This window comes from Psychrobacter fulvigenes (assembly GCF_904846155.1).
Taxonomy (GTDB): domain Bacteria; phylum Pseudomonadota; class Gammaproteobacteria; order Pseudomonadales; family Moraxellaceae; genus Psychrobacter; species Psychrobacter fulvigenes.
This window is the reverse complement of record NZ_CAJGZP010000001.1, coordinates 1211599-1234550: the sequence shown is the minus strand read 5'-3', so window position 1 is coordinate 1234550 and position 22952 is coordinate 1211599. Positions and strand designations below refer to the sequence as shown.

General features: G+C 38.8%; 18 protein-coding genes and 1 pseudogene. 17 read left to right on the top strand and 2 right to left on the bottom strand.

Translation table 11 applies throughout. The features are described 5' to 3' along the window. The first annotated feature begins 90 nt into the window (after positions 1–90). From JMX03_RS05485 to JMX03_RS05475, 3 genes are all read left to right on the top strand, one after another. A complete protein-coding gene (locus JMX03_RS05485; RefSeq protein WP_201595069.1) occupies positions 91–2667 on the top strand; it encodes a hypothetical protein in 2577 nt (858 codons plus the stop codon). Beyond that, positions 2654–5692 (top strand): tyrosine-type recombinase/integrase, encoded by a 3039-nt coding sequence (locus JMX03_RS05480; protein WP_201595067.1) that lies wholly within the window; start codon positions 2654–2656, stop codon positions 5690–5692. Before JMX03_RS05485 ends, JMX03_RS05480 begins: the two co-directional genes overlap by 14 nt. A gap of 71 nt (positions 5693–5763) precedes the next feature. Continuing rightward, positions 5764–6345: a hypothetical protein gene (locus tag JMX03_RS05475; RefSeq protein ID WP_201595065.1), complete on the top strand. Its 582-nt coding sequence runs from the start codon at positions 5764–5766 to the stop codon at positions 6343–6345. An 89-nt stretch (positions 6346–6434) separates the two neighbouring features. Here JMX03_RS05475 and JMX03_RS05470 read toward each other — a convergent pair. Next, positions 6435–6982 (bottom strand): annotated as a pseudogene (locus JMX03_RS05470) (manganese efflux pump MntP). A gap of 280 nt (positions 6983–7262) precedes the next feature. Between JMX03_RS05470 and JMX03_RS05465 the strand changes: the two are divergent. The 5 genes from JMX03_RS05465 to JMX03_RS05445 all read left to right on the top strand — a co-directional run bounded on the left by JMX03_RS05465 (position 7263) and on the right by JMX03_RS05445 (position 11606). Next, complete coding sequence (locus JMX03_RS05465) at positions 7263–8618, top strand: serpin family protein (protein ID WP_201595063.1); 1356 nt, start codon at positions 7263–7265, stop codon at positions 8616–8618. A gap of 15 nt (positions 8619–8633) precedes the next feature. Beyond that, positions 8634–9155: a hypothetical protein gene (locus JMX03_RS05460; RefSeq protein WP_201595061.1), complete on the top strand. Its 522-nt coding sequence runs from the start codon at positions 8634–8636 to the stop codon at positions 9153–9155. A gap of 266 nt (positions 9156–9421) precedes the next feature. After that, entirely contained in the window at positions 9422–10417 is a 996-nt protein-coding gene (locus JMX03_RS05455; RefSeq protein ID WP_201595059.1) for a hypothetical protein, read from the top strand. A gap of 28 nt (positions 10418–10445) precedes the next feature. Further along, positions 10446–11207 (top strand): hypothetical protein, encoded by a 762-nt coding sequence (locus tag JMX03_RS05450; RefSeq protein WP_201595057.1) that lies wholly within the window; start codon positions 10446–10448, stop codon positions 11205–11207. A gap of 81 nt (positions 11208–11288) precedes the next feature. Continuing rightward, the gene (locus JMX03_RS05445) at positions 11289–11606 is read left to right on the top strand and encodes a hypothetical protein (RefSeq protein ID WP_201595055.1); all 318 of its coding nucleotides are present in this window, start codon (positions 11289–11291) and stop codon (positions 11604–11606) included. Here the strand turns inward: JMX03_RS05445 and JMX03_RS05440 are convergent. Then, a protein-coding gene (locus JMX03_RS05440; protein ID WP_374220347.1) for an IS5 family transposase occupies positions 11584–12335 on the bottom strand; the annotation gives its coding sequence in 2 pieces (ribosomal slippage) (positions 11584–12107 and positions 12107–12335; 753 coding nt in all). The two genes, JMX03_RS05445 and JMX03_RS05440, sit on opposite strands and share 23 nt — an antisense overlap. A 615-nt stretch (positions 12336–12950) precedes the next feature. On the opposite strand from JMX03_RS05440, the gene JMX03_RS05435 reads away from it, so the two are divergent. The 9 genes from JMX03_RS05435 (at position 12951) to queA (ending at position 22852) form a co-directional block, all read left to right on the top strand. Continuing rightward, positions 12951–13436: a winged helix-turn-helix domain-containing protein gene (locus JMX03_RS05435; protein WP_201595053.1), complete on the top strand. Its 486-nt coding sequence runs from the start codon at positions 12951–12953 to the stop codon at positions 13434–13436. A gap of 44 nt (positions 13437–13480) precedes the next feature. Next, on the top strand, positions 13481–13987 hold the full coding sequence (locus JMX03_RS05430) for an IS630 family transposase (RefSeq protein WP_201594333.1): 507 nt from the start codon (positions 13481–13483) through the stop codon (positions 13985–13987). 368 nt (positions 13988–14355) lie between these two features. Beyond that, positions 14356–15747, top strand: a complete 1392-nt coding sequence (locus JMX03_RS05425) for a serpin family protein (protein ID WP_201595051.1) — start codon at positions 14356–14358, stop codon at positions 15745–15747. 48 nt (positions 15748–15795) lie between these two features. Beyond that, the gene (locus JMX03_RS05420; RefSeq protein ID WP_201595048.1) at positions 15796–16176 is read left to right on the top strand and encodes a DUF4825 domain-containing protein; all 381 of its coding nucleotides are present in this window, start codon (positions 15796–15798) and stop codon (positions 16174–16176) included. Positions 16177–16559: 383 nt separating this feature from the next. Further along, a complete protein-coding gene (locus JMX03_RS05415; protein ID WP_227695358.1) occupies positions 16560–17705 on the top strand; it encodes a serpin family protein in 1146 nt (381 codons plus the stop codon). A gap of 281 nt (positions 17706–17986) precedes the next feature. Then, positions 17987–18214 (top strand): hypothetical protein, encoded by a 228-nt coding sequence (locus JMX03_RS05410; RefSeq protein WP_201595045.1) that lies wholly within the window; start codon positions 17987–17989, stop codon positions 18212–18214. 784 nt (positions 18215–18998) lie between these two features. Then, on the top strand, positions 18999–19994 hold the full coding sequence (locus JMX03_RS05405; RefSeq protein ID WP_201595043.1) for a D-cysteine desulfhydrase family protein: 996 nt from the start codon (positions 18999–19001) through the stop codon (positions 19992–19994). Positions 19995–20102: 108 nt separating this feature from the next. Further along, positions 20103–21188 carry a DNA polymerase IV gene (gene dinB / locus JMX03_RS05400; RefSeq protein ID WP_201595041.1) on the top strand — a complete coding sequence of 362 codons (1086 nt, stop codon included), beginning with the start codon at positions 20103–20105 and terminating at the stop codon, positions 21186–21188. Between the two features lie 497 nt (positions 21189–21685). Continuing rightward, positions 21686–22852: a tRNA preQ1(34) S-adenosylmethionine ribosyltransferase-isomerase QueA gene (gene queA, locus JMX03_RS05395; protein WP_201595039.1), complete on the top strand. Its 1167-nt coding sequence runs from the start codon at positions 21686–21688 to the stop codon at positions 22850–22852. Positions 22853–22952 lie beyond the last annotated feature (100 nt).

Below are 22952 nucleotides of genomic sequence, written 5' to 3'. Positions count from 1 at the left end.
CGAATAGATGTCTTTTTTTTGTTTTATCGCTGGATGCTTTATATAAATGGAGCTACAGTTAAGGAAATAGTTTGTAATGGTTACAGAATAATGGCTGATGAAGATAATCGCTCTAAAGATATCGAAGAATGGCTACAAAAAAACATTATTGATTTTTCTGATCCTAATAGTGATGAAGCTTCATCCTTACTAATTGAGCTAAGGTTCTTGAAAAACACTTTGCCTGTACAATTTAAATCTCTTTTTAACAGTGAGTATAACGCATTAACTGAATGGATAAAAAAAGCTGAGATTGATGACTCTCTAATGGAATCAAAAAATTCACAAATATATGAAAATGGCACTAATAATAAAGTGTTTTTAAAAAATATTAAAGAGCATCAGCCTTATTTGAAAAAGCTTTATCTTATTACCTTTTTAGTCCATCGAGCAGACTCATCTAAGGTAAACACTATTCGTGCTCTTTACTTTTTTCTATGTCTCAAAATGGTCGAATTGACCGACTATGATAGTCGAATTGAAACTACCCTTGATGAATGTCGATTTTTAACCAACAAAACACGCGAATTTTTAATTCAGTTTTTACCGGATGTAAATGAATACAGCTCTATACAGGACTTATTAAGCGTATTTGAGTCGATTCAGTCAGAAAATTTATATGAAGAATGGTTAAAATCAGAAAAAAAGGAACTAGAAGGATTTGTAGAAAAAATTCGTAGGAAACTACACAAAGATGAAAAGGATCAAGAATGGGCTGATGATGAGCTCGTTAATTATCGATTATCTAAGCATATTTATGAATTTGTTTTACCACTCGAAAATATACTACTTGAAAAATCAGGCATTACTCGGAACGTTTCTCGGTCGGGAAAGCCTGCTGTCATATCGTATAATAGTTTTACTGATGAAATAACAGGAGATAGCACCTCAACTGTTTATAGTTTGAATAACATAACAAACGATAATCAGACGTTAGAAACCTTTGAAACTGATGAACGGCAAGACAATATTGATGAAGCTGTATTTGAAGTTTCAATTAATAGACCAATATCTTATCATTTGGATATTGTGAACGCTCAACAACAAGTAAATATGCGCCGTAAGCGGTCGATGTTGTTGAATACAGATGTTCAAGTCGCTAAGCATTCCGAAATGAAGATCTTATTTAATGAGTTGTTTACAATTTTAAAGAGTAGTAATGTTGATTACACAGTCGATAGCGAGAAAACTATTGAGCTAAATAATGACGAAATAGAAGCAGTATATATAATGATAACTTTACTCACAGGGAGTTCAGAATTCATTCAACACGATAATTTAATTGAGCGTTACGATCGATATCATATTGAATTTAACTTTTCACCGAAAAGAGCAATATTAGGAAGTGAGTACAGTAGTGATCTCTCAATAGCCAATAAAGATAAACTAGAATTAACGTTACCATTTGCAGTAGGAGTTTTAGTAGAAAATATTCAAAACTCTCTAGTAGGTACAAAGCAGGAAAAGTTGACTTTCTTCAATAACCTTGAAAAATTAGCAAAAAACAGAATTAGTAGAATCAATAATAAAAATGATACGCGATTAACTTTAAATAAGTTAAGAAGCTACTTAAAACATGTACTCTTTCATTCAGGTACTGATACAGCTGTCGTTGATGTCATAACTCTTTCTCCAATACACCATCTATCCGCATTACCCTATTTTAGCCTTACTAAAGCCGATATACATTATGCGCAGTACCACTACTATGATCATCTTAAGGATATAATTTTTTCAGAACCCGCCAGTATGGTAAAAAACGAATTAAGAGAAAATAATAAGCTATTGAAGTTTGATTTGCTAGATTTTCCAGATGATAGATACGTTTACGAAGGAGAGCAGCAAATGGGAACAAAGCTGGCTCTGCAAAGCTCTCAAATTAAATCGAAATTAGTCACTCCAATTATTAATGAACTCAAAGCCTTAAAACCTCATATAAGTCTAAGTGTCAATAATTTTATTGGTTTTCATAACAAGCTTATGGATTATCTTTACCTTATTCTCGGACTATCATCTGGTTACCGTCCTGTTGTTGAGACCTTTGGACGTCTAAAAGATATTGATCTTGATACAGGTATGTATTTCATTTCAGATAAAGAAAATAGAACGGATGCACAAGGACGTTTCATTACTCTTCCTAAGATAGCAAGACTTCAACTACAACATTATCAAAATTATCTTTATGAAAATATGAAGCTCTTTAACACTAAACATCATCAAATGGGGTTATTACTACAGGCAGTTTATGAAAGTAGAGTTGGCATTATTAGTTATTTAGAAGTCGATGATTATGACGAATTTAGTTTTATTAAAAACCAAAATAATACCTTTATTTCTGATAGATTCAGATTGTATGCCCATCTACCATTAAACTGGTATCGTCATCATATTCGATCGTTGAAAGACTTTGATCATAGTATGTTTAGCAGCAATTTAGCTCAACTAAATGACGAAGTAATTAGCAGTTGGATGGGGCATACAGATCAACTTGGTTTCGATTATTACGATATATTCAGTGGATTAAAACGTTCGCAACAAGTGGAGCTTGCTGAACTGATCGAAAAGAAATTAGGAGACTATGGATTTGAAATCATTGAACTAAGTGAGGTGAGAAGTGTCAAAGAATAGTCTTTCAGGTATTGATAAACGAAAAGAAGAGCGGGAAAAAAAACTAGTAAGAGCAAAAAACAAAGCTCTTAAAATAGCTTTGAGTCATATTAGAGTTGATGAGATCGCTAATAAGCCTAATCCACAAGTAGAGTTCACCAAAAAGTGGAACAAATTTGATCAATCGCTCAAGTCAACAAAAAACTTTCACAATCATATGTTCTATGGTAAGAGCTATAATTACGCTCTTCAAGAGATTCAAAAAAAACTTGAAGGTCACGATTTAGATATCAGTTTCCCTAAGTATATTGTCTTTGAACAGCGTCCAAAACTTTTTAGAAATAGCAACTGGTTTCAAGAAGCAAAAAAGGTGAGAGCTTTCTATCAGGTGTGGATGAGTAGTTTTGAGAATAATAAAAAAATTAATCTTTACGACATTTTTCTATCTCTAGTGTTTCACAATGCCGTATTACAAGCTCCTTTGCTTGAATTCATTATTGAAAAATTAGTTGCTGGAGATCTAACGATTCAAAGCATTTATAGCCTACCCTTTGTTAGAGCTAATTTTAATAAAGGAGGCTATAGCACTAATCTCAGGAGCAATAAGATAAGAGATGAAAAGTACACTTCACAAAATGTATTTCTGTCGCCCGTTTCAGCCACTTTATTGCGATCGTATAGACTAGACGATATTTCACTAATAAATAATTTCTTAAAACCTGACGGTTCTATAGACATCAAGGTGTTCTATCAAAAATTAATTGATCATCAAAAACTGTATCAAATATTACCTAATAACTTAGAAGACTTTTTGAGAGCTAGCGTTTATGTCTGTGAAAATCACAAAAATTTCAACTTGCCAGAATATCATTTGTACTTATTATTAGGCGATAAAAAGACGTATTCCTTACCGGTTGATAATTGGCAATGTATATTATATGAACGACCAAAACCATCTGATATAGACATCTTAGAAGAGTTCGATACCCATCAACAGCATAAAACGAATTCTTTACATAATGAACATAAACAGTTGGCATTACAGATTTCTAGACTGTTCAAACCTGAGAATGACAAGAAGGATAAAAAAATATTAGGAAGCGTATTTGATAAAAGGTTGAAAGCGAATTTAGTACTATTAAAGCAAGAAAAAGCTCCTATTAATGAAATCGCACTGCTTACCTGGTTTGTTCATAAGCGAATATCCAATCAACCAAGTAGTATTCAAACCTATAGCAACAACATTACGAATAGATGGCTAGCGTTAACTTATGGACAGAACATAGACGATTTTGATGAAGCTGATTTTGAATCTCTTTATGCCGAAATTATAGGATTGAGTCGTACTACATCAGCAAAAAATGAAACTGCTAAATTGCTAGGCGATTTTCATGAGCATTTAGTCAATGTTTATGGGGCAGAGCCAGTTGAACCATTGTCAGCTGGAACCGTAGCTCATGTAAAAGCAGGATATATATCAGAAACTATGTTTCAAGCAATTCTCTATGCATGCAAAAACCTAAATATTAATAAAGAGAAAAAAGATGCTATTTATACTGCTTTAATTCTTGGCCAACGATTTGGCATGAGAATAGGAGAGATAGCCAAGCTTAAGCTCACAGAAATATCAGGAACAGTTGAAGACCTTGAGGTTCGTAATAATATTTATGGTGATAATAAAACATCCTCTGCTTTGCGTAGTTTACCTATAGATCTGTTGCTATCACCAGAAGAACTAAGATTTTTAACTGCCTTGTACCATAGACGTGTTGAGGAAAAAGGACAAACATTGATTGCTGACGCTAGTGGGCAAACAGTCTTTAAGAATCAATTATCACAGATGGTCTCAGGATTAATAAAAAAAGTAACTGGCTTGTCATATTTGACAGCTCATAACCTTAGGCACAGCTGCCTATCTAACATTCAGTTACTGCATTTTTTGTATGATTCAGAAACTTTAAATAATACAGCAGCACATGAAAGCTTGAAGGACTTACTACCTTATGAAAAAGCAGATGCATGGAATATTTATTACAAACTATTTGGATCAAGGAAATCTATTAGCAACTACATAATCGCAGGTGTTGCTGGTCATAGTGAACCTAGTGTTAGCTTTAATAACTATATTCATTTCACTGATGTTCAAGTTGGACTCCAGTTGTGGAATATTGATTATCAGTTAAGCGAAAACCAGAAAAGTTATTTACTTCAACTACCTAGACGTAAGCAAGGATTTGCAGACAAGGAAGTTTATGAGTATTTACTTAAAAAGCTAAAAGTTGAGCCATTACCAAGATTTGAAGGTAAATCAAAAAAATACCCATCTAATTACAAAGAGGTTGAGCGCGAATTTGGTTTTAATGAAGTTGCTAAAATATTGCGTAGTTATTACATACATGATGATTTTCAACAATTACTAAAACTATATGATGTGTCCAATGATGAATTTAAAAAATGGCATTATAGGGCAAAACACTTAAAAGAAAGTTCGGAATATCAAACTAAGTTCGGTGGTTCAAGGCTGTTTTCATCAGAACAAAAACACCTGCTTGTTCCATCCTACAATTTAATCGCAGAAGATCAGAAAGTAATGGAGGAGATGGAGAGTAACTTTAAAAGACTATATTTATCAAAAAAACATAAAGAAGGTCTAGATTGGTTTATTCGCTATACACTACAAAATTGTGAGTACACTCAAAATCAAATTAGGTTTAAAGATATTGAAGATTTTGATCAATTTTTAAACTGCATAATTAATCTTTTGCCTAAATTATTAATCCATATAAATATTCGCAATTTAGAAAGTTGTACTGATAAAAGATTGTTGAATAAATGGAAAAAACGAATTAATAAGTTGCCAGAATCTAACGTACACTATGACTTATCTAAGGATAAAAAAGAAATAAAATACACTAAGAAAGTGAAAGCTAGTATAGGCATTGCTAGTTCCAAAGAAAAATATTACAAAGGTAGTAGCAAAATACACTATAACCGAATATTGCAAGTCTTTTGTTTCTATAACTTCATACTTCTAAGTGATATTTAAAGTAACGCATTAGAATAACAGTGTACTTAGTAGTATTAAATATACTCAATAATTTACAGTATGAGAAAAATATGAATAAATCCATTATTAAAAGAATCGCGAAAAACTCAAATCTGTCTTGGCATCCCATGACAAAAAAGTTACATAAATCTTTTATGAAGTCTTATAGCGATGAGTTTTATAAAACGATTATTAAAATGTTCCAATATAACCTACAGTTAAGCCAACAAACTATCTATTTGATCTCAAATCGTGAAGAGGTGAAGTTGTTAAATCAGTCTAAAAAAAGCAAAGAAAAAGTCAATATTGATTATCAAATAATTGCAGGTTGCTTTAACCCTTGGTTCGATGATGAAGTATTGAGAACCAATAAGCAGCTAGTAGCTATAGAACTCAGTCCAGTGGAAGGACAGAGCAAAAAAGTATTTGAAGATGAGTTGCGGACTTTAATTCTATTAGATTTTTTAAAGTCTTTATCCCAAGCAAATATGTCAGCACTTGGCAATAACTTCCACGAGCTTCGAAATATTATTAAAAGTTCGGAACAATTAAAGCATGCATACTCAGAACTTATGGGTAATAGTATTAGTGCCGAACAATTTGCTGAGTATTTCGGACGTCAACGAGATTATGTCTATAAGCATAAATGTTAAGAGAAGTTTAACTTACAGCTTTAACCCAAAATTGCCATTTTACTATCTTTCTAATTGATCGCTGAAAACTATTCATTATGAGACTTTGTTTAAACCACCATATTCACACCAATAGCAATTAATACCAAACCACCCAAAGCTTCTGCCAACTGCCAAGCCATGTTCCTGATTGACGTCCTATATAAGCGCCTAAAACACTTAATATAGCCGTCGTCAGTGCAATGATTAAACAAGCAACATAAGCATTAACAGCCAATAGGTTCAACGTAAATCCTGCTGCCATGGCATCGAGACTGGTGGCTATAGCCAACGACAGCAATGTTTTATGACTTAAATTGATCCGAGTATCATCATCGTTAACAGAACGTGACTCATAGAGCATCTTAATCCCAAGCGCGACTAGTATGACAAAGGCTACCCAAGAAGCCCCTTCAGCAAACCAGCCCAGCATGGTAGAGCCAAGCGCATAACCAATCAGTGGCATCACTCCTTGAGCAACCCCGAAATACAACCCAATGAGTAAGGCCATTTTTATAAATTGTTTCTTAACATCCCCTCTATGAGTGGAGCCAAGACCGATTGAAGCAGCAAACGCATCCGCAGCGAGTGCTAATGCCAATAATAATATTTCTACCATAATAAAACAGTGCTCTTTTTAGAGGGATTGTTATTCGGATTGCCCCGATATGATTGGGACAGGTAGCAGTGTAACGGCATAATAAACTCAGGCAACCTTTAAGTGGGTTTTCATATGTTTAATAGTTATTATAAATAGCTTAATACGTTTATTTAACTGATGCTATGTGTGGGTTTAATCAGATATGAACCACCAATTTTGTTAGCATATGTTTACTAAATCAGCCTAAACCCTTGTATATAATCAGGACATCATTCGAATTACAAGAGGGTACAATGCCATGAAAAATCGTAACCAATACATCTATAAAAAGCCTGCAATTAAATTCAGCGTCGGTACGCTTGCTTTAGGCAGTTTACTGGCAATTGCTGGTTGTAATAATAGCTTGGTTGATAATCAACCAATAAAACAAGCAGCTGAAAAACCTATAGTCAGCAAGACTGAGAACCCTTCAAACCCAAAGACTGATAAGAACTATATCGCTGCTGACGACTCTGCTTCAACGCCTGAAGGTATCAGAAAAGTCGTCGATGCCAACAATCAATTTGCTATAGATCTGTATCAGCAAATAAATAAGCAAGCTAAACAAGCAGAGAATAACGTGTTTTTCTCACCGTACAGCTTGTCCACTGCCATGGCCATGCTTTATGCTGCAGCAGAGGGTGAAACAAAGCAGCAAATCCAAAAGACCTTTCACTATCCAGCACCAGCTATCCTCAATCCCAATAGTGCAGCACTCTACAATCAATTCAATAAGCCTAATCCAAACTATGACTTAAGCACAGTTAATGACTTATGGATGCGTCAAGGCCTAAGTCCCAATCAAACCTATTTGGATACCGTAAAACGCTACTATGGTGGTCAAGTCACCAATCTTGATTTTGCGAGCCGTCCCGAGCCATCACGTCAGACCATCAATAAAACCATCGCTAATCATACCAAGCAGATGATTCCTGAACTACTGCCAGAAGGGAGTATCAAGTCATCTACCGCTGCTGTATTAACCAATGCTGTTTATTTTAAAAGCCAATGGGCACAACCTCTAGGTCTACGAGGTAGTACTCAACCCTTTTATAACCTCAATGGCACAATCACCGATACGAATTTTATGTATAGCATAGAAAACTCTAATTACACGGAAGATGAGCAAGTACAAGTGGTAGAGCTGCCTTATAAAAGCGATGACCTGTCGATGCTGATCATCTTGCCAAAATCAAAAGAAGCCGCTGCTATGCAGGCATTGGTTAAGAATTTAAGTGCCGATCAAATTGGTCAGTGGACTCACAATATGAAAATAAAAGCAGTCGACCTGCAGCTGCCTAAGTTTAAAATGGAACAAGATTATAAAATGGATGGGCTACTGGCTGAAATGGGAATGCCAATCGCTTTTGATAGTCGCGCTGACTTTAGCTTATTCAATGACGAGCAGTCATTAGCGGTAGATTCTATTATTCATAAAGCGGTGGTTGAGGTTGATGAAAAAGGTACAGTGGCGGCAGCTGCTACAAGTATAGTGCCAGTAGTCGTCTCAGCTAATTATGACGTTGAGTTTAATGCCAATCGTCCCTTTATGTTTATGATTAAAGACAATAAAACCGATGCGATATTGTTCTTAGGTCAGGTGAATAAGCTATAGCTTGAGGATGCAAAAATGATGACCATAAAAATGATGCTGATACCCTTAGCAATGCTACTGGCTGCTTGCCAAAGCCTATCAGCACCACAGCCTGATTTGAGTCAAACCATTAAGGTAGAGCAACACTTAGAGCCGCTATTACATTACCCCTCATGGAGTAGTGAGAGCTTGTTTTATACCTATCCTTTTGAGTTTTCTGACCTTGATAAGATTGATGTTATGGACGAGGTGAACGTACGACTCGCCTATGAGGAGGGCTGTGTTTATCTCTATTATGGACCGAATAAAACCATTCCTTTTCTACCGAATGGTCAAGCAAGTTGGGATGACAAGAATAAAACGCTCAAATATTTTAATGTGGTTTATGAGGTGGGCGACATCATAGAAAGCGGTGGGTTTATTCTTGCACCTTGGCATCGAGAAAGATATGCCAAAGAAGGCTTCGTTAGTCAAGCGCCAAGTCGCTGTGATGTCAAAGAGATGACCATGTTATCGGGTTTACCGCGTGGTCAGGCGGCTAGAAAAAGCTTATCGTAGTCCAGTATTTATGGCGCTAGAATGTCAGATGTACTTATTTACTCTTAGAGTATGTCACTGAACTTGGCGTTCAATTGCAATCGTATTTAAACGATATTCTTATCAATAGATGCTAGGAGTAAATCATGCTAACCCGCAATATTAGAAGCCTTTAAAATAATTATTCAGCCTTCTACCTCAACGCTACAACCAACTAACACCCTGATAAGACCAAACAACGAGACAAATTGATGAACAACTTAAAATCAAAGAGCAGTTTAATAGTAATGCCAACTTGTCTAGCCCTATTGGTTGGCTTATCAGCTTGTACAACATCGAGTCCCACGATTGATAAGCAATCAACGCCACTTGCTGCGGTGAATGATTTAAGCGCAAAACCTATTAAAATTAAGACCAGTATTTTTACCTATCCTTTCGATCCTGAAATTAATATTGCGCAAACCCAAGCTGTCGTAAGTGGCACTTTCATTTGGGAGAAAGGCTGTATATTTTTAAAAATGGGAGACGAATATACCACCCCGCTATTTCCTAGTAGCGTGACCACTTGGGATGAGCAAAAGCAGATTATTACTATCGATGGCCATGCATTCAAAATGGGTGACGATATTCGTACCAATGGCGGCTATGGTAAGTATGATCCCGTTGAAGGATTTAGTAATGAGCTTAAAAATATGGGCAATAAGAAGTGTTTAAAGCCTACATTATCAGGTATTGGCACACAGGGGCTGGTAGATGAGCCGGTTGACCCTGAAATCAAGTATTACTTAGAGCAATATAATATCTCTATTAAAGAAGCCGAAAGAAGATTGTTTATTAGTGCAAACCGTGATGCTGCGTTTGAAGCGTTAAATGAAGAGTTCAATGGACGCATTGCTGGTAGCTATATAGAGAATGAACCTAGATATAAATACGTTTTGCGAATGGTTGGTACGGGTAAAGATAACACGCGCCTAGTGAAAATATATGACCGTAATAATGCTAGCAAATATGAAGTATTGCCAGTCGAGATAAAATACGGTGCAAGATTCACAAAAGAGGAAGCTCGCTTGCAACAAACTAAAGCGGCTAAATTGGTTAGCCGTTATTTTTCAAAGCCAAGAATGACCGGCTATGATGAGGAAAAAGGCATCATTGTTGCTGATGTTCATGGCAAACCCACGCCTGAAAACCTTGCTCTCGTTAAAAAGGTACAGTCTGAATGGGGACAGGATAAATTGCCTCTGACAATCGAGTTTGTGAGTTACTCTGTATCACCCCTTTAACCCGTTAGTAAAGTTTGGAGATAAAAAGATGAATAAAACCTTAAAGCAGATTCTCGGTTTGAGCATGGCTTCAACAGTGTTAGTAAGCTGCTCAAACGTCGCCTCGACCGATCATACGTCGACTAGTCAAAGTATCCCAGTCGCAAACGCCTCAGCGGTTACTGTTAATTGGTCAAAAGTAGAAGCCACTGCGGATAAGCTTTATCAAAATCATCCTTATTCTAATAAATTGAGTGTCGATAAACGCGCTGCACAGTTTTATGCAAACGATTTTGGCGTCCCTTTGGTAGAAGCAGAGCGTAGGTTACTTATACAAGGGTATAGCTCGGAGCTGTTGCAAGCGATTGAGCAAGAGTTAAAAGACAACGTTGTAGGCGTCTATTTTGTTAACGATGATCCAAAAGAATTTCGAATTGGTATAAATACTCTCACGAATTTACAGTCTGAACGTTTTATTTATAAGTTCAAGCAAGGCGTGTTGCAAGGCGAGATGATAGTGGTAGATATTCACTCAAATAGTGAAAAAACACTAAAACAAATACTTGCTCTGAAAGACAAAGCAACGCCTAAAATATTTGAGCGTTATCCCAATACTCAAGGTGTAGGTTATAGCCCTGCCGATAACACTATTACCGTATCAATATATGTGCCGTCTTATTCTAAAGAGTATCGTCAGAAGGTCGAAAGTGAACTAAATGAATTGGTTGGACATCCTGTTAAAGTAGATTTTATGTCAAGTCCAATGCAGCTACCCATACTTTTAGAGGAATTTCTCGCTATCGCTGAATAGGAATATTAATAAAAAGAGATACGCTAAGTATCTTTGCTTATATTTAAAATACGGATTTTCTGTCAAAACTGGAGCGCACAGATGAGAAAAGCATTTTTGATTTTAACAGGCCTAGTGGTCGTCGGTTGTACGACAGCCCCTGTAGCAAACCCACCTGAACCATTGACAGTGATAAAACCTGTCCAAGAGATCATAGAGCCTGAGCAAAAAACTAATATTTATTATTATGATGTTGATCAAAACCGTCCTGCTCAACCAGCGGCAGTAGTAAGTGGTAAGTTTGAGTGGAAGGATGGTTGTCTTTATTTAGTAGATAATAATGGAGAGTATATGACACCCTTATTTCCTAAATATCCAAAAGGCTTAGGGCGTGTCTTCAATTCATTTTACAATGAATGATAGTACACGCTAGATAGAGCATAGACTTGAAATTACGAGCTAACTTCTCATAGCGAGTAGCGATACTACGAAAATGCTTAAGCCTTGCAAACATATTTTCAACAAGATGACGCAATTTGTACAAATAGCTATCAAACTCTGGATTAGGCTGTTTGGCATTTTTCCTTTTAGGCACGACGGGTATCATATTGTGGCTTCGAGCTTTGTCTCTGATAGACTCTGAGTCATAGCCTTTATCAGCGATAAAGTAATCAGCTTGTCCAATCATTTCAATCAATTCACCTGCAACTTGACTGTCGTGGACTTCACCCCCAGTGATTTTAAAATTGAGCGGATATCCATCGGCATCACAGGATAGGTGTATCTTTGTAGTTGCGCCGCCACGGCTTCGTCCAATTGCTCGCTCTTCACCAAGCCGAGCTCCACTTGCATGCTGATGACAGCGAACATAGCTTCCGTCTGTGAATACCCATTCCGTATCAATTTCTTTTCGTAAGCTAAAAAAAAATCCGCCCATAAGCCAGTTTTCGACCAGCGGTTGAAACGACTATAGGCTGTTTTCCACGAGCATAATTCTTCAGGTATGTCACGCCAAGGAGCGCCTGTGCGTAGCTTCCATAGTATGGCTTCCATGATCTCTCGGCTGTTTTGAGTTTGATAGCAGCCGTACTTTATCATCGTCGATTGCAATTGATCCCAAAGCGTATCTGTTAATGCTTTTCTTGCCATAACTTGTATTTCTCGCCATAACTTGTATTTCTCGCATCGACTCAATAGATGCGGTATTGTAACTATTATTTAGGGCTTATCCAATTGAAGACATGCCCTAGTAAAGTGGGATGAATCTACTAAAATAATAAATCTTGATGGACATATTTTTAACATGGGGGATCCTATCTATACCAACGGTGGATATCAGGATTATGTCCCTAACTCAGTTGGTGATGCAGAATATGAGAAGCAAGGCAACACAAAATGTTTAGCACCCACTCAGGTAAAAGTGGGGACTATGAGTTTGGGGAATAAATAACTTAGTACTGAGCCATTATGTTATGGAGAATAAAAAATGCAAAAGAGCTTATTAGCGTTAGCAAGCCTGTTTTTAGTAGGTTGTACGACAGCTCCTGTAGCTACTTCAGTTGAATCAGTGGTAGTGATAAAGCCTGTTCAAGAAGTCGTAGAGCCTGAGCCAAAAACCAGCATTTTTACTTATTATGTTGACCCCATTCATCAATCTCAAGCTGCCGCAATAGTAAGGGGTAATTTCGTATGGAGAGATCACTGTCTTTATTTAATAGGCAGTGATCGTAATACCAAACCCAAAATATATAGTATAATCCACTTATGACTATACCAATACATAACCTAGAAGACCATGACTTTGGCAAACACTCAAAGACTGAGCGCAATCCCAGAGCCCGACTACGCCTGCTCATCTTATACCAATATAGTATAGCCAAAGCCACCAACGATATTGCCAAAGACCTCTGCATACATCCTGAAACTGCCAGACGGAAATTGAAGCGATATTATGAACGAGGACTTGAGAGTCTCTACGATCGTCATCGTCGAGGTCGTCGCAGCAAATTGGCAGAAGCAGACACAGCCGCTTTTAAAGCCATGATAGTCTCTGAACAAGAAAAGCGCGCTGGCGGTCGTCTAACCGGCAAAGACATTCAGCAATTGGCTAAAGAACACTACAACGCTCACTACACCGTTAACGGTATCTACGAGCTACTCAAGCGTATTGATATGAGTTGGATAAGTGCTCGTAGTCAGCATCCAAAAGCCGACCCACAAGCTCAAGACGCTTTTAAAAAAACTTTATAGCACAGGTTAAGGCGTCACTGCCTACTGATGTGAGCCTAGATCAAGTGGACATCTGGTTTCAAGATGAAACTCGAATAGGACAACAAGGCTCATTGACCAGAGTTTGGCATTACCGCGGTGGGCGACCTCGACTGATCAAGCAGCAACAGTTTCATTCCGCTTATCTGTTTGGTGCCTTTTGTCCAGCGACAAAGAAGGCTGTCGGCTTAGTACTGCCTTTCGTTAATAAACACACCATGTTATTGCATATGCAAGAGATTAGTAAAGCCGTTCCAAAAGGACGTCATGCGGTGGTGGTGATGGACGGCGCATTATGGCATCAACCAAGCTTGAATCAGGCTAATGTCACTATGCTTAAACTACCGCCTTATTCACCTGAGCTCAATCCCTCTGAGAGAGTATGGCAGTACCTTAAGCAAAATGAGCTATCTAATCGTTGTTATGACAGTTATGAGGCTATTGTCGATGCCACTTGCTTGGCTTGGAATAATTTGCTTAAACAGCCACAAAGAATTCGGTCGTTAACTGCTCGTACCTGGGCGCAACTTTAATTGTTGGGTTTGGTATAAATTTACTACCGCGATGTTCCCTGAGTTTCCAAAAGGTATCGTGAAATGGAATGAAGCTACCAAGACACTAAATCTCAATGGTCGGGTTTTTAAAACGGGGGACTATATAAGCACAAATGGTTCATACCAACGCTATACCCCTAACACAGTGGGTGGTGCAGAATATGAAAAACAAGGCGATAAAAAATGCTTAACACCATCTCTTGCAAAGATAGGTACTTTTTTTGATTAAAAAGTGAATAAGTTAGGTCGATTATAGATAAGCACGCTTACCAAACTACACTAAACGATTGTATAGAGATGATACTAGAATGGCATCATCTTAACTCTACATTATTAGTGAAGCAGATATGAAGAATAACCAGTATTGTTATCTTAAAAGAGCACATCGTAACCGTATCATAAGTGCATTGGCTATCAGTAGTCTATTATTCGTGGTCAGTGGCTGTGACAGCACTATGAAAGAGTCTAAACCTACTGACAGCGTAGCCAATACCACATCAAATTCAGATAAATCATACTTACCAGATAAAGCTAAAAGCAACGCTGACGCTCGAGCAGATAGTCCGGTTGATTTTATTGCTGCTGATGATTCTGCTTCAACACCAGACGGCATCGAAAAAGTCACTACCGCCAACAATCAGTTTGCCATTGCTATGTACCGACACATCAATGGACAGACTGGGCAAGCAGATGACAACGTGTTTTTCTCACCGTATAGCCTGTCCACTGCTATGGCAATGCTCTATGCTGCAGCGGAAGGAGAAACGAAAGCGCAAATTCAAAAGACCTTTTATTATCCCTTAATGGATATTCTAAACCCCAATAGCGCTGCGCTCTACAATCAATTCAATAAACCCAATCCTGACTATAAGCTCGCCACGGTCAATGACTTATGGATGCAGCAAGGGCTAACGCCTACTAAATCCTACGTAGATACGGTACAACGCTATTACGGCGGTCAAGTAACCAACCTTGATTTTAAAGGCAGTCCCGATCCTTCGCGCCTCATCATTAATAAAAAAATTGCTCAGCATACCAATCAGTTGATTTCTGAACTGCTACCCAAGGGCAGTATCAAGCCCATCACAGTTGCCGTATTAACCAACGCGGTTTATTTTAAGGGCGATTGGAAAGTGCCTTTTGAGGTTGACACCACTACGGATCAGCCTTTTTATAACCCTATGGGTACAAGTTCTAATGTCAAAATGATGCAGCTACAATCGTATTTTAGGTATAACGAGGACAAGCAAGTACAGGTCGTGCAATTGCCTTATAAGGGCGACAACTTGTCTATGCTGGTGGTATTACCAAAATCAAAAGACAAAGCAGCCATGCAGCAGCTGGTGCGTGATTTAAGCGCTGATAAAATTAAGCAATGGAGTAAAGACTTAGTAGGACAAGAAGTAAACGTTCATTTGCCAAAGTTCAGGCTTGAAGCAGGCTATCAGATGAAAGACCTACTCACGGATATGGGAATGCCAAGAGCCTTTCAAAAAGGGGCTGGGTTTAACTTATTTGATAATAGCCCGCCGATATATGTTGATGACGTTTATCATAAAGCAGTGGTTATCGTGGATGAGAAAGGAACCGAAGCGGCAGCAGCAACGGGGATTGTTGCCAATGCAACTGCTGCTTCTGCTCCACCACCTATGTTCAAAGCCGATCATCCGTTTGTCTTTATGATTAAAGACAATAAAACAGATGCGATATTGTTTTTGGGGCAAGTGAACAAACCTTAAAAGAGCGAATGACGGCAATAAGACTTAACTGACTGTTGATGAGACATTATGAAAAAAATGCTTAAGTTATTATCGTGTTCACTGTTAGTGATTTCCGTCGCCAGTGGATGTAATACGAAGACCATTGAAGAAGATGTGTTTCAATACAAGAATGCCTATGTTGGTGATAATAGTGCAGTCATCAATATTGTAAATCACTCTATGCAATCAGATAAATTCAGGGGGCTTGAGCTCAAAACGAAAGAGGCACCCTATGGGGTCATCTTAAATTATGATGGGTCAGAGTCGGAAAAGAATGATAAAAAGACAGTGATATATAACGCCACTTACTTATTTGCGTTGATTCAAAATGCAGAGTGGATAACGTTTAATTTTGATCATCAAGAATACAAAATAGCAAGAGAAGCTCTGATAAAGTGGTACGGGTAAGATTTCAGCAAATTACAAAGTGAAAAGGAGCTAAAAACGTTAATACAAAAGAACTGGGATGATGAATACAGAGTAAATCAGTTATTTTGAACACTACCAAATATACAGCTGCGTAGCTCCCTACATAGCAGCCGAAATAGAGCCATTCTTTTAATTATAATTTATTGTTGAGCCTGATATGCAAAATGACCCACTTCGCTATTTTAAATATACAGCCCATAATTGTGTTATCAGCGTCTTAGCTATTACCAGCTATCTTATTATTAATGGTCACTGGCTGTGACAGTACTATAAAAAATAAGAGCACTGTTGCTGTAACAGATACCATTCCTCGTAATCAGCCAACTATTAACCATCAAGCGCCTCCGATTGAGGCAAAGGCCTTGACCTCGACACCCGAGGGTATTGCTGAAGTCGTCACTGCCAATAACCAGTTTGCCATTGATATGTATCAGCAGATAAATGGGCAACCTGACCAAGCAGATAAAAATGTATTTTTCTCACCGTATAGCTTATCTACTGCAATGGCCATGCTCTATGCCGCAGCGGAAGGGGAAACGAAAGCGCAAATCCAAAAGACGTTTCATTATCCAGTACCAGCTATCCTCAACCCTAATAGTGCAGCACTCTATAACCAATTCAATAAATCCAATCCCGACTACAAGCTTGCCACGGTCAATGATTTATGGATGCAACAAGGGTTGCGTCCCAACCAAAACTACTTGGATACTGTACAGCGTTATTACGGTGGTAAAGTCACCACTCTTGATTTTGAAGGCAGTCCTGATCCCGCACGTCAGACCATTAATAAAAAGATAGCTGATAAAACCAAGCAAATGATTCTTGAATTATTACCCAAGGGTAGCATTAAATCTGATACTGCCGTGGTGCTAACCAATGCCATCTATTTTAAGGGCGATTGGACCATGCCTTTTACAGCTGAAAGAACCAGTGCCCAGCCTTTTTATAATGCCATAGGCAGAGCCTCTACTGTCCAAATGATGCAGCAACAGTCTTATTTTGACTATTATGAGGACAAATATATACAGGTCGTGCAATTGCCTTATAAAGGCGATGACCTATCTATGCTCGTAGTGTTACCCAAATTCAATCATAAACTTGCTATGCAGCAATTAGCTAAGAGTTTAAGTGCAACTAAGATTAAGCAATGGCGTTCAGGCTTAGTAAGACAAGAGGTGAACCTTCAACTGCCAAAGTTTAAGTTAGATGCGCGTTATCAGATGAAAACATTGCTCGCTGATATGGGTATGCCAAAAGCGTTTAATAATGGGGCTGAATTTAACTTATATGCTGATGGCCCACCGATAAAGCTGGATGAGGTTTATCATCAAGCGGTGGTCACCGTCGATGAAAAAGGGACGGAAGCGGCAGCAGCAGCCGGTGCTGTAGGTATGTATGTTGGTATGTCTTATCCTGTGAAATTTAAAGCCGACCATCCGTTTATGTTTGTGATTAAAGACAATAAAACTGATGCAATATTATTTTTAGGCCAGGTGAATAAGCCTTAGGTTAGAAATCACTCCATTAGGGCTTAGCCTTAGGATGCAAGAACCATGAAAATAAAAATGATGTTTATAGCGTTAGCAATGCTACTTACTACTTGCCAAAGCACATCGGCATGACAACATGAATCAGTGACAGCGATAAAGCCAGTGCAAAAGACCAGTCTTTTCTATTACTATGTTAATCCAGTAAGACCCGCTCAATCAGCAGCTGTTGTAGAGGGAGAATTTGCATAGAAAATGGTTGTATCTACTTAGTAGGCAGAGATGGTATTTACAGTACTGCCATGTTCCCACTTTATCCAAAAGGTATTGTTGGGTGGGATGAAGAGAGCAAAACTTTGGCTTTGGATGGACGTGTTTATAGAATGGGAGATTTTATTTTAACAAATGGTCAGTATTCAGGTTATGTGCCCAAAAGCCCTATGGATATGGAATACGAAAATCAAGGCGATAAAAAATGCTTGATGCCTACTTTAGTGATGATAGGAACAATGAGCTTAGATACGAAGTAGCTTGTTAGTAACACTTTAGTTTTTATCATAGTGGCTTTCTCTGTATCTTACTTAATTGATAAGTAGCATTTATCGCTTTATATGATAGACCAATAACTATGACCAGCAATAGATTTGATTAAAATTTGACAGGACAGCTACAAGCTCTCACATTGACTAATGCATTATTTATAATACATCATATAAATAATATTGTATTATAAATAATACATAATGCGTGACCAAAATTAGTATTTTATACTCAGTAAATGACCTTAACCTATATTAACATGCAAAGGGTCACTACAGTATTTTGTGTTAGAGCCTTTACTGGTAAGCCTTTGCATGTTAATATAGGTTAAGGTCATTTAATATAGTTTGTTGGTTCTAGCCTGTCACGTCGCGGGTTCGAGTCCCGTCCGCTGCGCCATATTTAAAACGAATTTAGACTCTCGAGTTTAAGCAAGTTTCGCCTCAAACATTAGATTGTTTGGGGTTTTTTTGTGTCTAATAAAAAAACTGTTTCTTTAATACTTATGCATTGTGTAGTATCAATATTGAATAACTTGAATAATTAACACCAATAGATAACACTCAATCTAGGGCGTGTCCTCATTTTAAAAATGGAGATAAAAATGAGATAAATCGCCGTCAAACAAGGAAAATAGCGAAGATAATATCGGGATATTACCTAGCTATTTAACGCTGTTTGGCAAGATTTAGCCATTTTTAGCCCATTTAGGTATCCTTCGATTGAATTGAGGACATGCCCTAATAACATCTCTAACTATAAAGTGAATAACACATGGACTATCACCACATACCAAGACAGTCATTAGGCTACTTCCCCACCCCTTTAATTGAGCTGACCAGATTAAGTAAAGAACTTGCTGGTCCTAAAATCTTTATGAAACGAGATGACAATACGGGACTGGCACTCGGTGGCAATAAAACCCGTAAGCTTGAGTTTATTATCGGTGATGCGCTTGCCAAAGGTGCTGATACCATCATTACCGCAGGGGCAGCGCAGTCAAACCATTGCCGCCAGACGGCAGCCGCTGCTGCAAGCTTGGGGCTTGAGTGCCATTTGGTTTTGGGCGGAGAAGAACCTGAGCAAGTAAGCGGCAATTTGTTACTGGATAAAATTTTCGGTTGCCATATTCACTGGGCAGGAAGTCACCGTAAAGGTGAAGACATCCCTCAAATCGTGGAGCAATTGACCCAAGCAGGCAAAAACGTCTATGTCGTCCCTTATGGCGGCTCAAGCGAGCTTGGCGCTTTGGCATTTGTAGAGGCCTTTAAAGAATTAGAGTCGCAACGTGAAAGCATAAACGAAACATTTACTCATATCGTCTCTGCCTCTAGCTCTGGCGGCACGCAAGCAGGGTTAATGCTTGGTAATAGAATGTTCAACTCACCCTATCAAATAGTGGGCATCAATATTGATAAAGGCGAAACCGATAAAGTACCTTTTGATCAATATACCCTCTCTCTTGCTAATAGCACGGCAAAACTCATCGGTGCAGATTATGAGTTTTCGCAGTCAGACTTGATACTGAACTCCGATTATGTTAGCGAAGGGTATGGCGTGGTTGGCGCACTCGAAAATGAAGCCATTGCTCTGACTGCGCAAACTGAAGGCATACTATTAGATCCTGTCTATACAGGTCGTGCAATGGGCGGACTCATAGATATGATTCGTACAGGCAAAATCAAGAAAACGGATAGTGTCTTGTTTTGGCATACGGGCGGTGCACCCGCTTTATTTGCTTATTCAAGTGACTTAGATATAGTGACTTAGATTTAGATATAGTGATTTAGATATAGTGATTTAGATATGGCATGAACTAACTTTCACTTTAACCATCAACACTAAAACCCAAACACAAATTCAGGTAAAATAGAGCGCATGACAGACTCTATCACCCCTGCCCCACGTAAGATTATTCATCTCGATATGGATGCTTTTTATGCCAGTATCGAGCAGCGTGACTTTCCGCAGTATCGCGGCAAGCCATTAGTGGTTGGTGGGGATCCGAGCGGACGCGGTGTGGTAGCCGCTGCCAGTTACGAGGTACGGCCGTTTGGAGTACGCTCTGCCATGTCCTGCTACGAAGCACGCAAACGTTGTCCAGAGGTGATATTCGTACGACCACGATTTGATGTCTACCGCGCTGTCAGTGCCCAAATCCGCACTATTATGCACCGCTTAACGCCTCACGTTGAGCCATTATCATTGGATGAAGCCTATCTGGATGTCACAGGCTTGCAAGCCCATCAAGGCTCAGCCACATTGATGGCCAATTGGCTGCGGGCGCAGATATTAGAGCAGACTGGTCTGACTGCCTCAGCAGGCGTGTCATTTAATAAAATGCTCGCAAAGATTGCCTCTGATCTTAACAAACCCAATGGTACGGCTGTCATCACCCCAGCGGATGCAGAGGCTTTTATCAGTGCGTTACCCATAGAGCGCTTTCATGGTATCGGTAAAGCCACGGCCAAACGCTTACACGCAATGGGAGTGAGTAATGGCGCTGACCTTCGTCAAGTGCCACCTGAGTTGCTCATCAATGAATTTGGTAAGCGCGGACAGTTTTACCATGATATTGCGCATGGGCGCGACGAGCGAGCAGTTAAATCTGAGCGCCAACACAAATCAGTTGGCTCAGAGACCACATTCAGAGACAACTTAATTGACGATACCGAGTTACTGCCGCAAATATATGCACAAAATGCCGACGCCTTTCATCAAATGCATACTAAGCAGCTGATTGCTTATACCATTACCCTCAAAATAAAATACGCTGATTTCACTCAAATTACGCGCTCACATACTCTATCTACGGCTTTTAGCAGTGCCAAATCGGCGCATTACTGGTTAGATAAGCTGTTTTTGGATATACCGCGCGACTTGCCGATCAGATTGGTCGGTGTGACCTACTCTTCCTTAGCGCTTGCGACCGAAACCCTACCGCAGTTAGATTTATTTGATTAGGGTCTGTTGAACATTCAAATGTGGTACTGGCGGTGACTATTTTTTTAGGCAATACGCAGTGAAATTTTTGACGCCTAGTCATTCTAGGGTAGACAATTTCACCATGTATTGGCAAAAAATAGTCCCGCCCCGAAGGGCTGATGCTAAAATCACCCCAAACAGTGTTACAAACCTAGCTAAGGTCTAGACATTATCGTCGGTTTGCGCCTAGTTTGGTGCGATTTTATCTATCAGCAGCCCTAATATTTGAGTGTTCAACAGACCCTAGATTTTTAACTGTCTTTTTAATTTATATCTAAAAAATGCAGGTTCCATAAGAACTTAGATGACTGTGATTAAATGACAACGTTTGGACGACTTTGTGTATCTAATAACGCTTAGGCTATTTAATATTTTCATACCAATCTTATAACTTATGATCACTAGGAATTTGTCACGTTCTTGGCGGGTTTCTGCTAAACTGACGCCAAAATTTTCACCTATTTAATGACTCTACTATGACCAATCACCAAAATACTGATAGCATACTACCCTATCTTAGCGTCGCTGATTATGATTATGAGCTACCTGATAATCTCATTGCCCGCTACCCTTTAGCACAGCGCTCAGCGTCCAAACTCTTATATTTACCTACTAGCGAGCAAAAAGAGCAAACAAACCAGCCACAAGACTATATATTTACTGAGTTGCCCTCACTACTCAATACGGGCGATCTGATTGTGTTTAATGATACCAAAGTAATGAAAGCGCGACTGTTCGGAAAAAAGGACTCGGGTGGCCGTGTTGAGGTACTGATTGAACGCTTGGTAGATGGCGCAATTCTAAACGCAAATACAGAAAACCTCGACATTGACAGCGAGGTGAGTTCTGCACAGCAACATATTGCCCTTTGTCATGTAAAAGCCAGTAAAGCACCAAAGCTTGGGCAGCGCTTATGGTTAGCTGACGAAAAGATGGGCTGTGTGATGATCGGTCGACAAGACAACTTGTTCGTTTTGGGCTTTGATGCGCCTATCTTGCCTGATTTAGAGCGTTATGGAGAACTACCAATACCGCCTTACTTTGAGCGCCATGCTGATGCTACTGACAATACACGCTACCAAACCGTCTTTCATGATCCTGCAAAACTTGCCAGCGTCGCCGCGCCCACGGCGAGCTTACATTTTGATGACACTATTTTAACTGCGTTGGCTGATAAAGGCATTAACACTGCCTTTGTGACCTTACATGTAGGTGCAGGTACCTTTGCGCCAGTGAAAACAGACAATCTGCTCAATCATACGATGCACAGTGAGTACGCGCACTTACCACAAGCCACAGCCGATCTAATCAATCAAACCCATGCCAATGGCAAAAAGGTCATTGCAGTTGGCACGACTGTTGCACGTGTTTTAGAGACAGCTTATCAAAAAACGGCAGATGACAGACAGTTTGTGGCGAGTTGGTCAGGAGATACAGATATTTTTATTTATCCTGGTTTTAAGTTTGGGGTGATCGACAGGCTGCTGACCAACTTTCATTTACCTAAATCTACTCTATTAATGTTGGTATCAGCATTTGCAGGTAAAAGTGCAATTGAATGTGCTTATCAGCACGCCATTGACAATCAATATCGATTTTTTAGCTACGGCGATGCCATGCTACTCGATAGAGTAGATTATTGATCGGGAAGTTAAGCAGCAGTTACCTGTATTGGCCGCAATGCCTATCAATTAAACTGGTAAACTAGATACTATTTTGTTATAACAACATTGATACATTATC

What these genes read in the sequence shown, in the direction of transcription:
- queA (WP_201595039.1), top strand. Translation starts at nt 21,686, where the DNA reads ATGACCAATCACCAAAATACTGATAGCATACTACCCTATCTTAGCGTC.
- JMX03_RS05475 (WP_201595065.1), top strand. Translation starts at nt 5,764, where the DNA reads ATGAATAAATCCATTATTAAAAGAATCGCGAAAAACTCAAATCTGTCT.
- dinB (WP_201595041.1), top strand. Translation starts at nt 20,103, where the DNA reads ATGACAGACTCTATCACCCCTGCCCCACGTAAGATTATTCATCTCGAT.
- JMX03_RS05445 (WP_201595055.1), top strand. Translation starts at nt 11,289, where the DNA reads ATGAGAAAAGCATTTTTGATTTTAACAGGCCTAGTGGTCGTCGGTTGT.
- JMX03_RS05410 (WP_201595045.1), top strand. Translation starts at nt 17,987, where the DNA reads ATGTTCCCACTTTATCCAAAAGGTATTGTTGGGTGGGATGAAGAGAGC.
- JMX03_RS05455 (WP_201595059.1), top strand. Translation starts at nt 9,422, where the DNA reads ATGCCAACTTGTCTAGCCCTATTGGTTGGCTTATCAGCTTGTACAACA.
- JMX03_RS05465 (WP_201595063.1), top strand. Translation starts at nt 7,263, where the DNA reads ATGAAAAATCGTAACCAATACATCTATAAAAAGCCTGCAATTAAATTC.
- JMX03_RS05420 (WP_201595048.1), top strand. Translation starts at nt 15,796, where the DNA reads ATGAAAAAAATGCTTAAGTTATTATCGTGTTCACTGTTAGTGATTTCC.
- JMX03_RS05425 (WP_201595051.1), top strand. Translation starts at nt 14,356, where the DNA reads ATGAAGAATAACCAGTATTGTTATCTTAAAAGAGCACATCGTAACCGT.
- JMX03_RS05435 (WP_201595053.1), top strand. Translation starts at nt 12,951, where the DNA reads ATGACTATACCAATACATAACCTAGAAGACCATGACTTTGGCAAACAC.
- JMX03_RS05460 (WP_201595061.1), top strand. Translation starts at nt 8,634, where the DNA reads ATGATGACCATAAAAATGATGCTGATACCCTTAGCAATGCTACTGGCT.
- JMX03_RS05405 (WP_201595043.1), top strand. Translation starts at nt 18,999, where the DNA reads ATGGACTATCACCACATACCAAGACAGTCATTAGGCTACTTCCCCACC.
- JMX03_RS05450 (WP_201595057.1), top strand. Translation starts at nt 10,446, where the DNA reads ATGAATAAAACCTTAAAGCAGATTCTCGGTTTGAGCATGGCTTCAACA.
- JMX03_RS05485 (WP_201595069.1), top strand. Translation starts at nt 91, where the DNA reads ATGGCTGATGAAGATAATCGCTCTAAAGATATCGAAGAATGGCTACAA.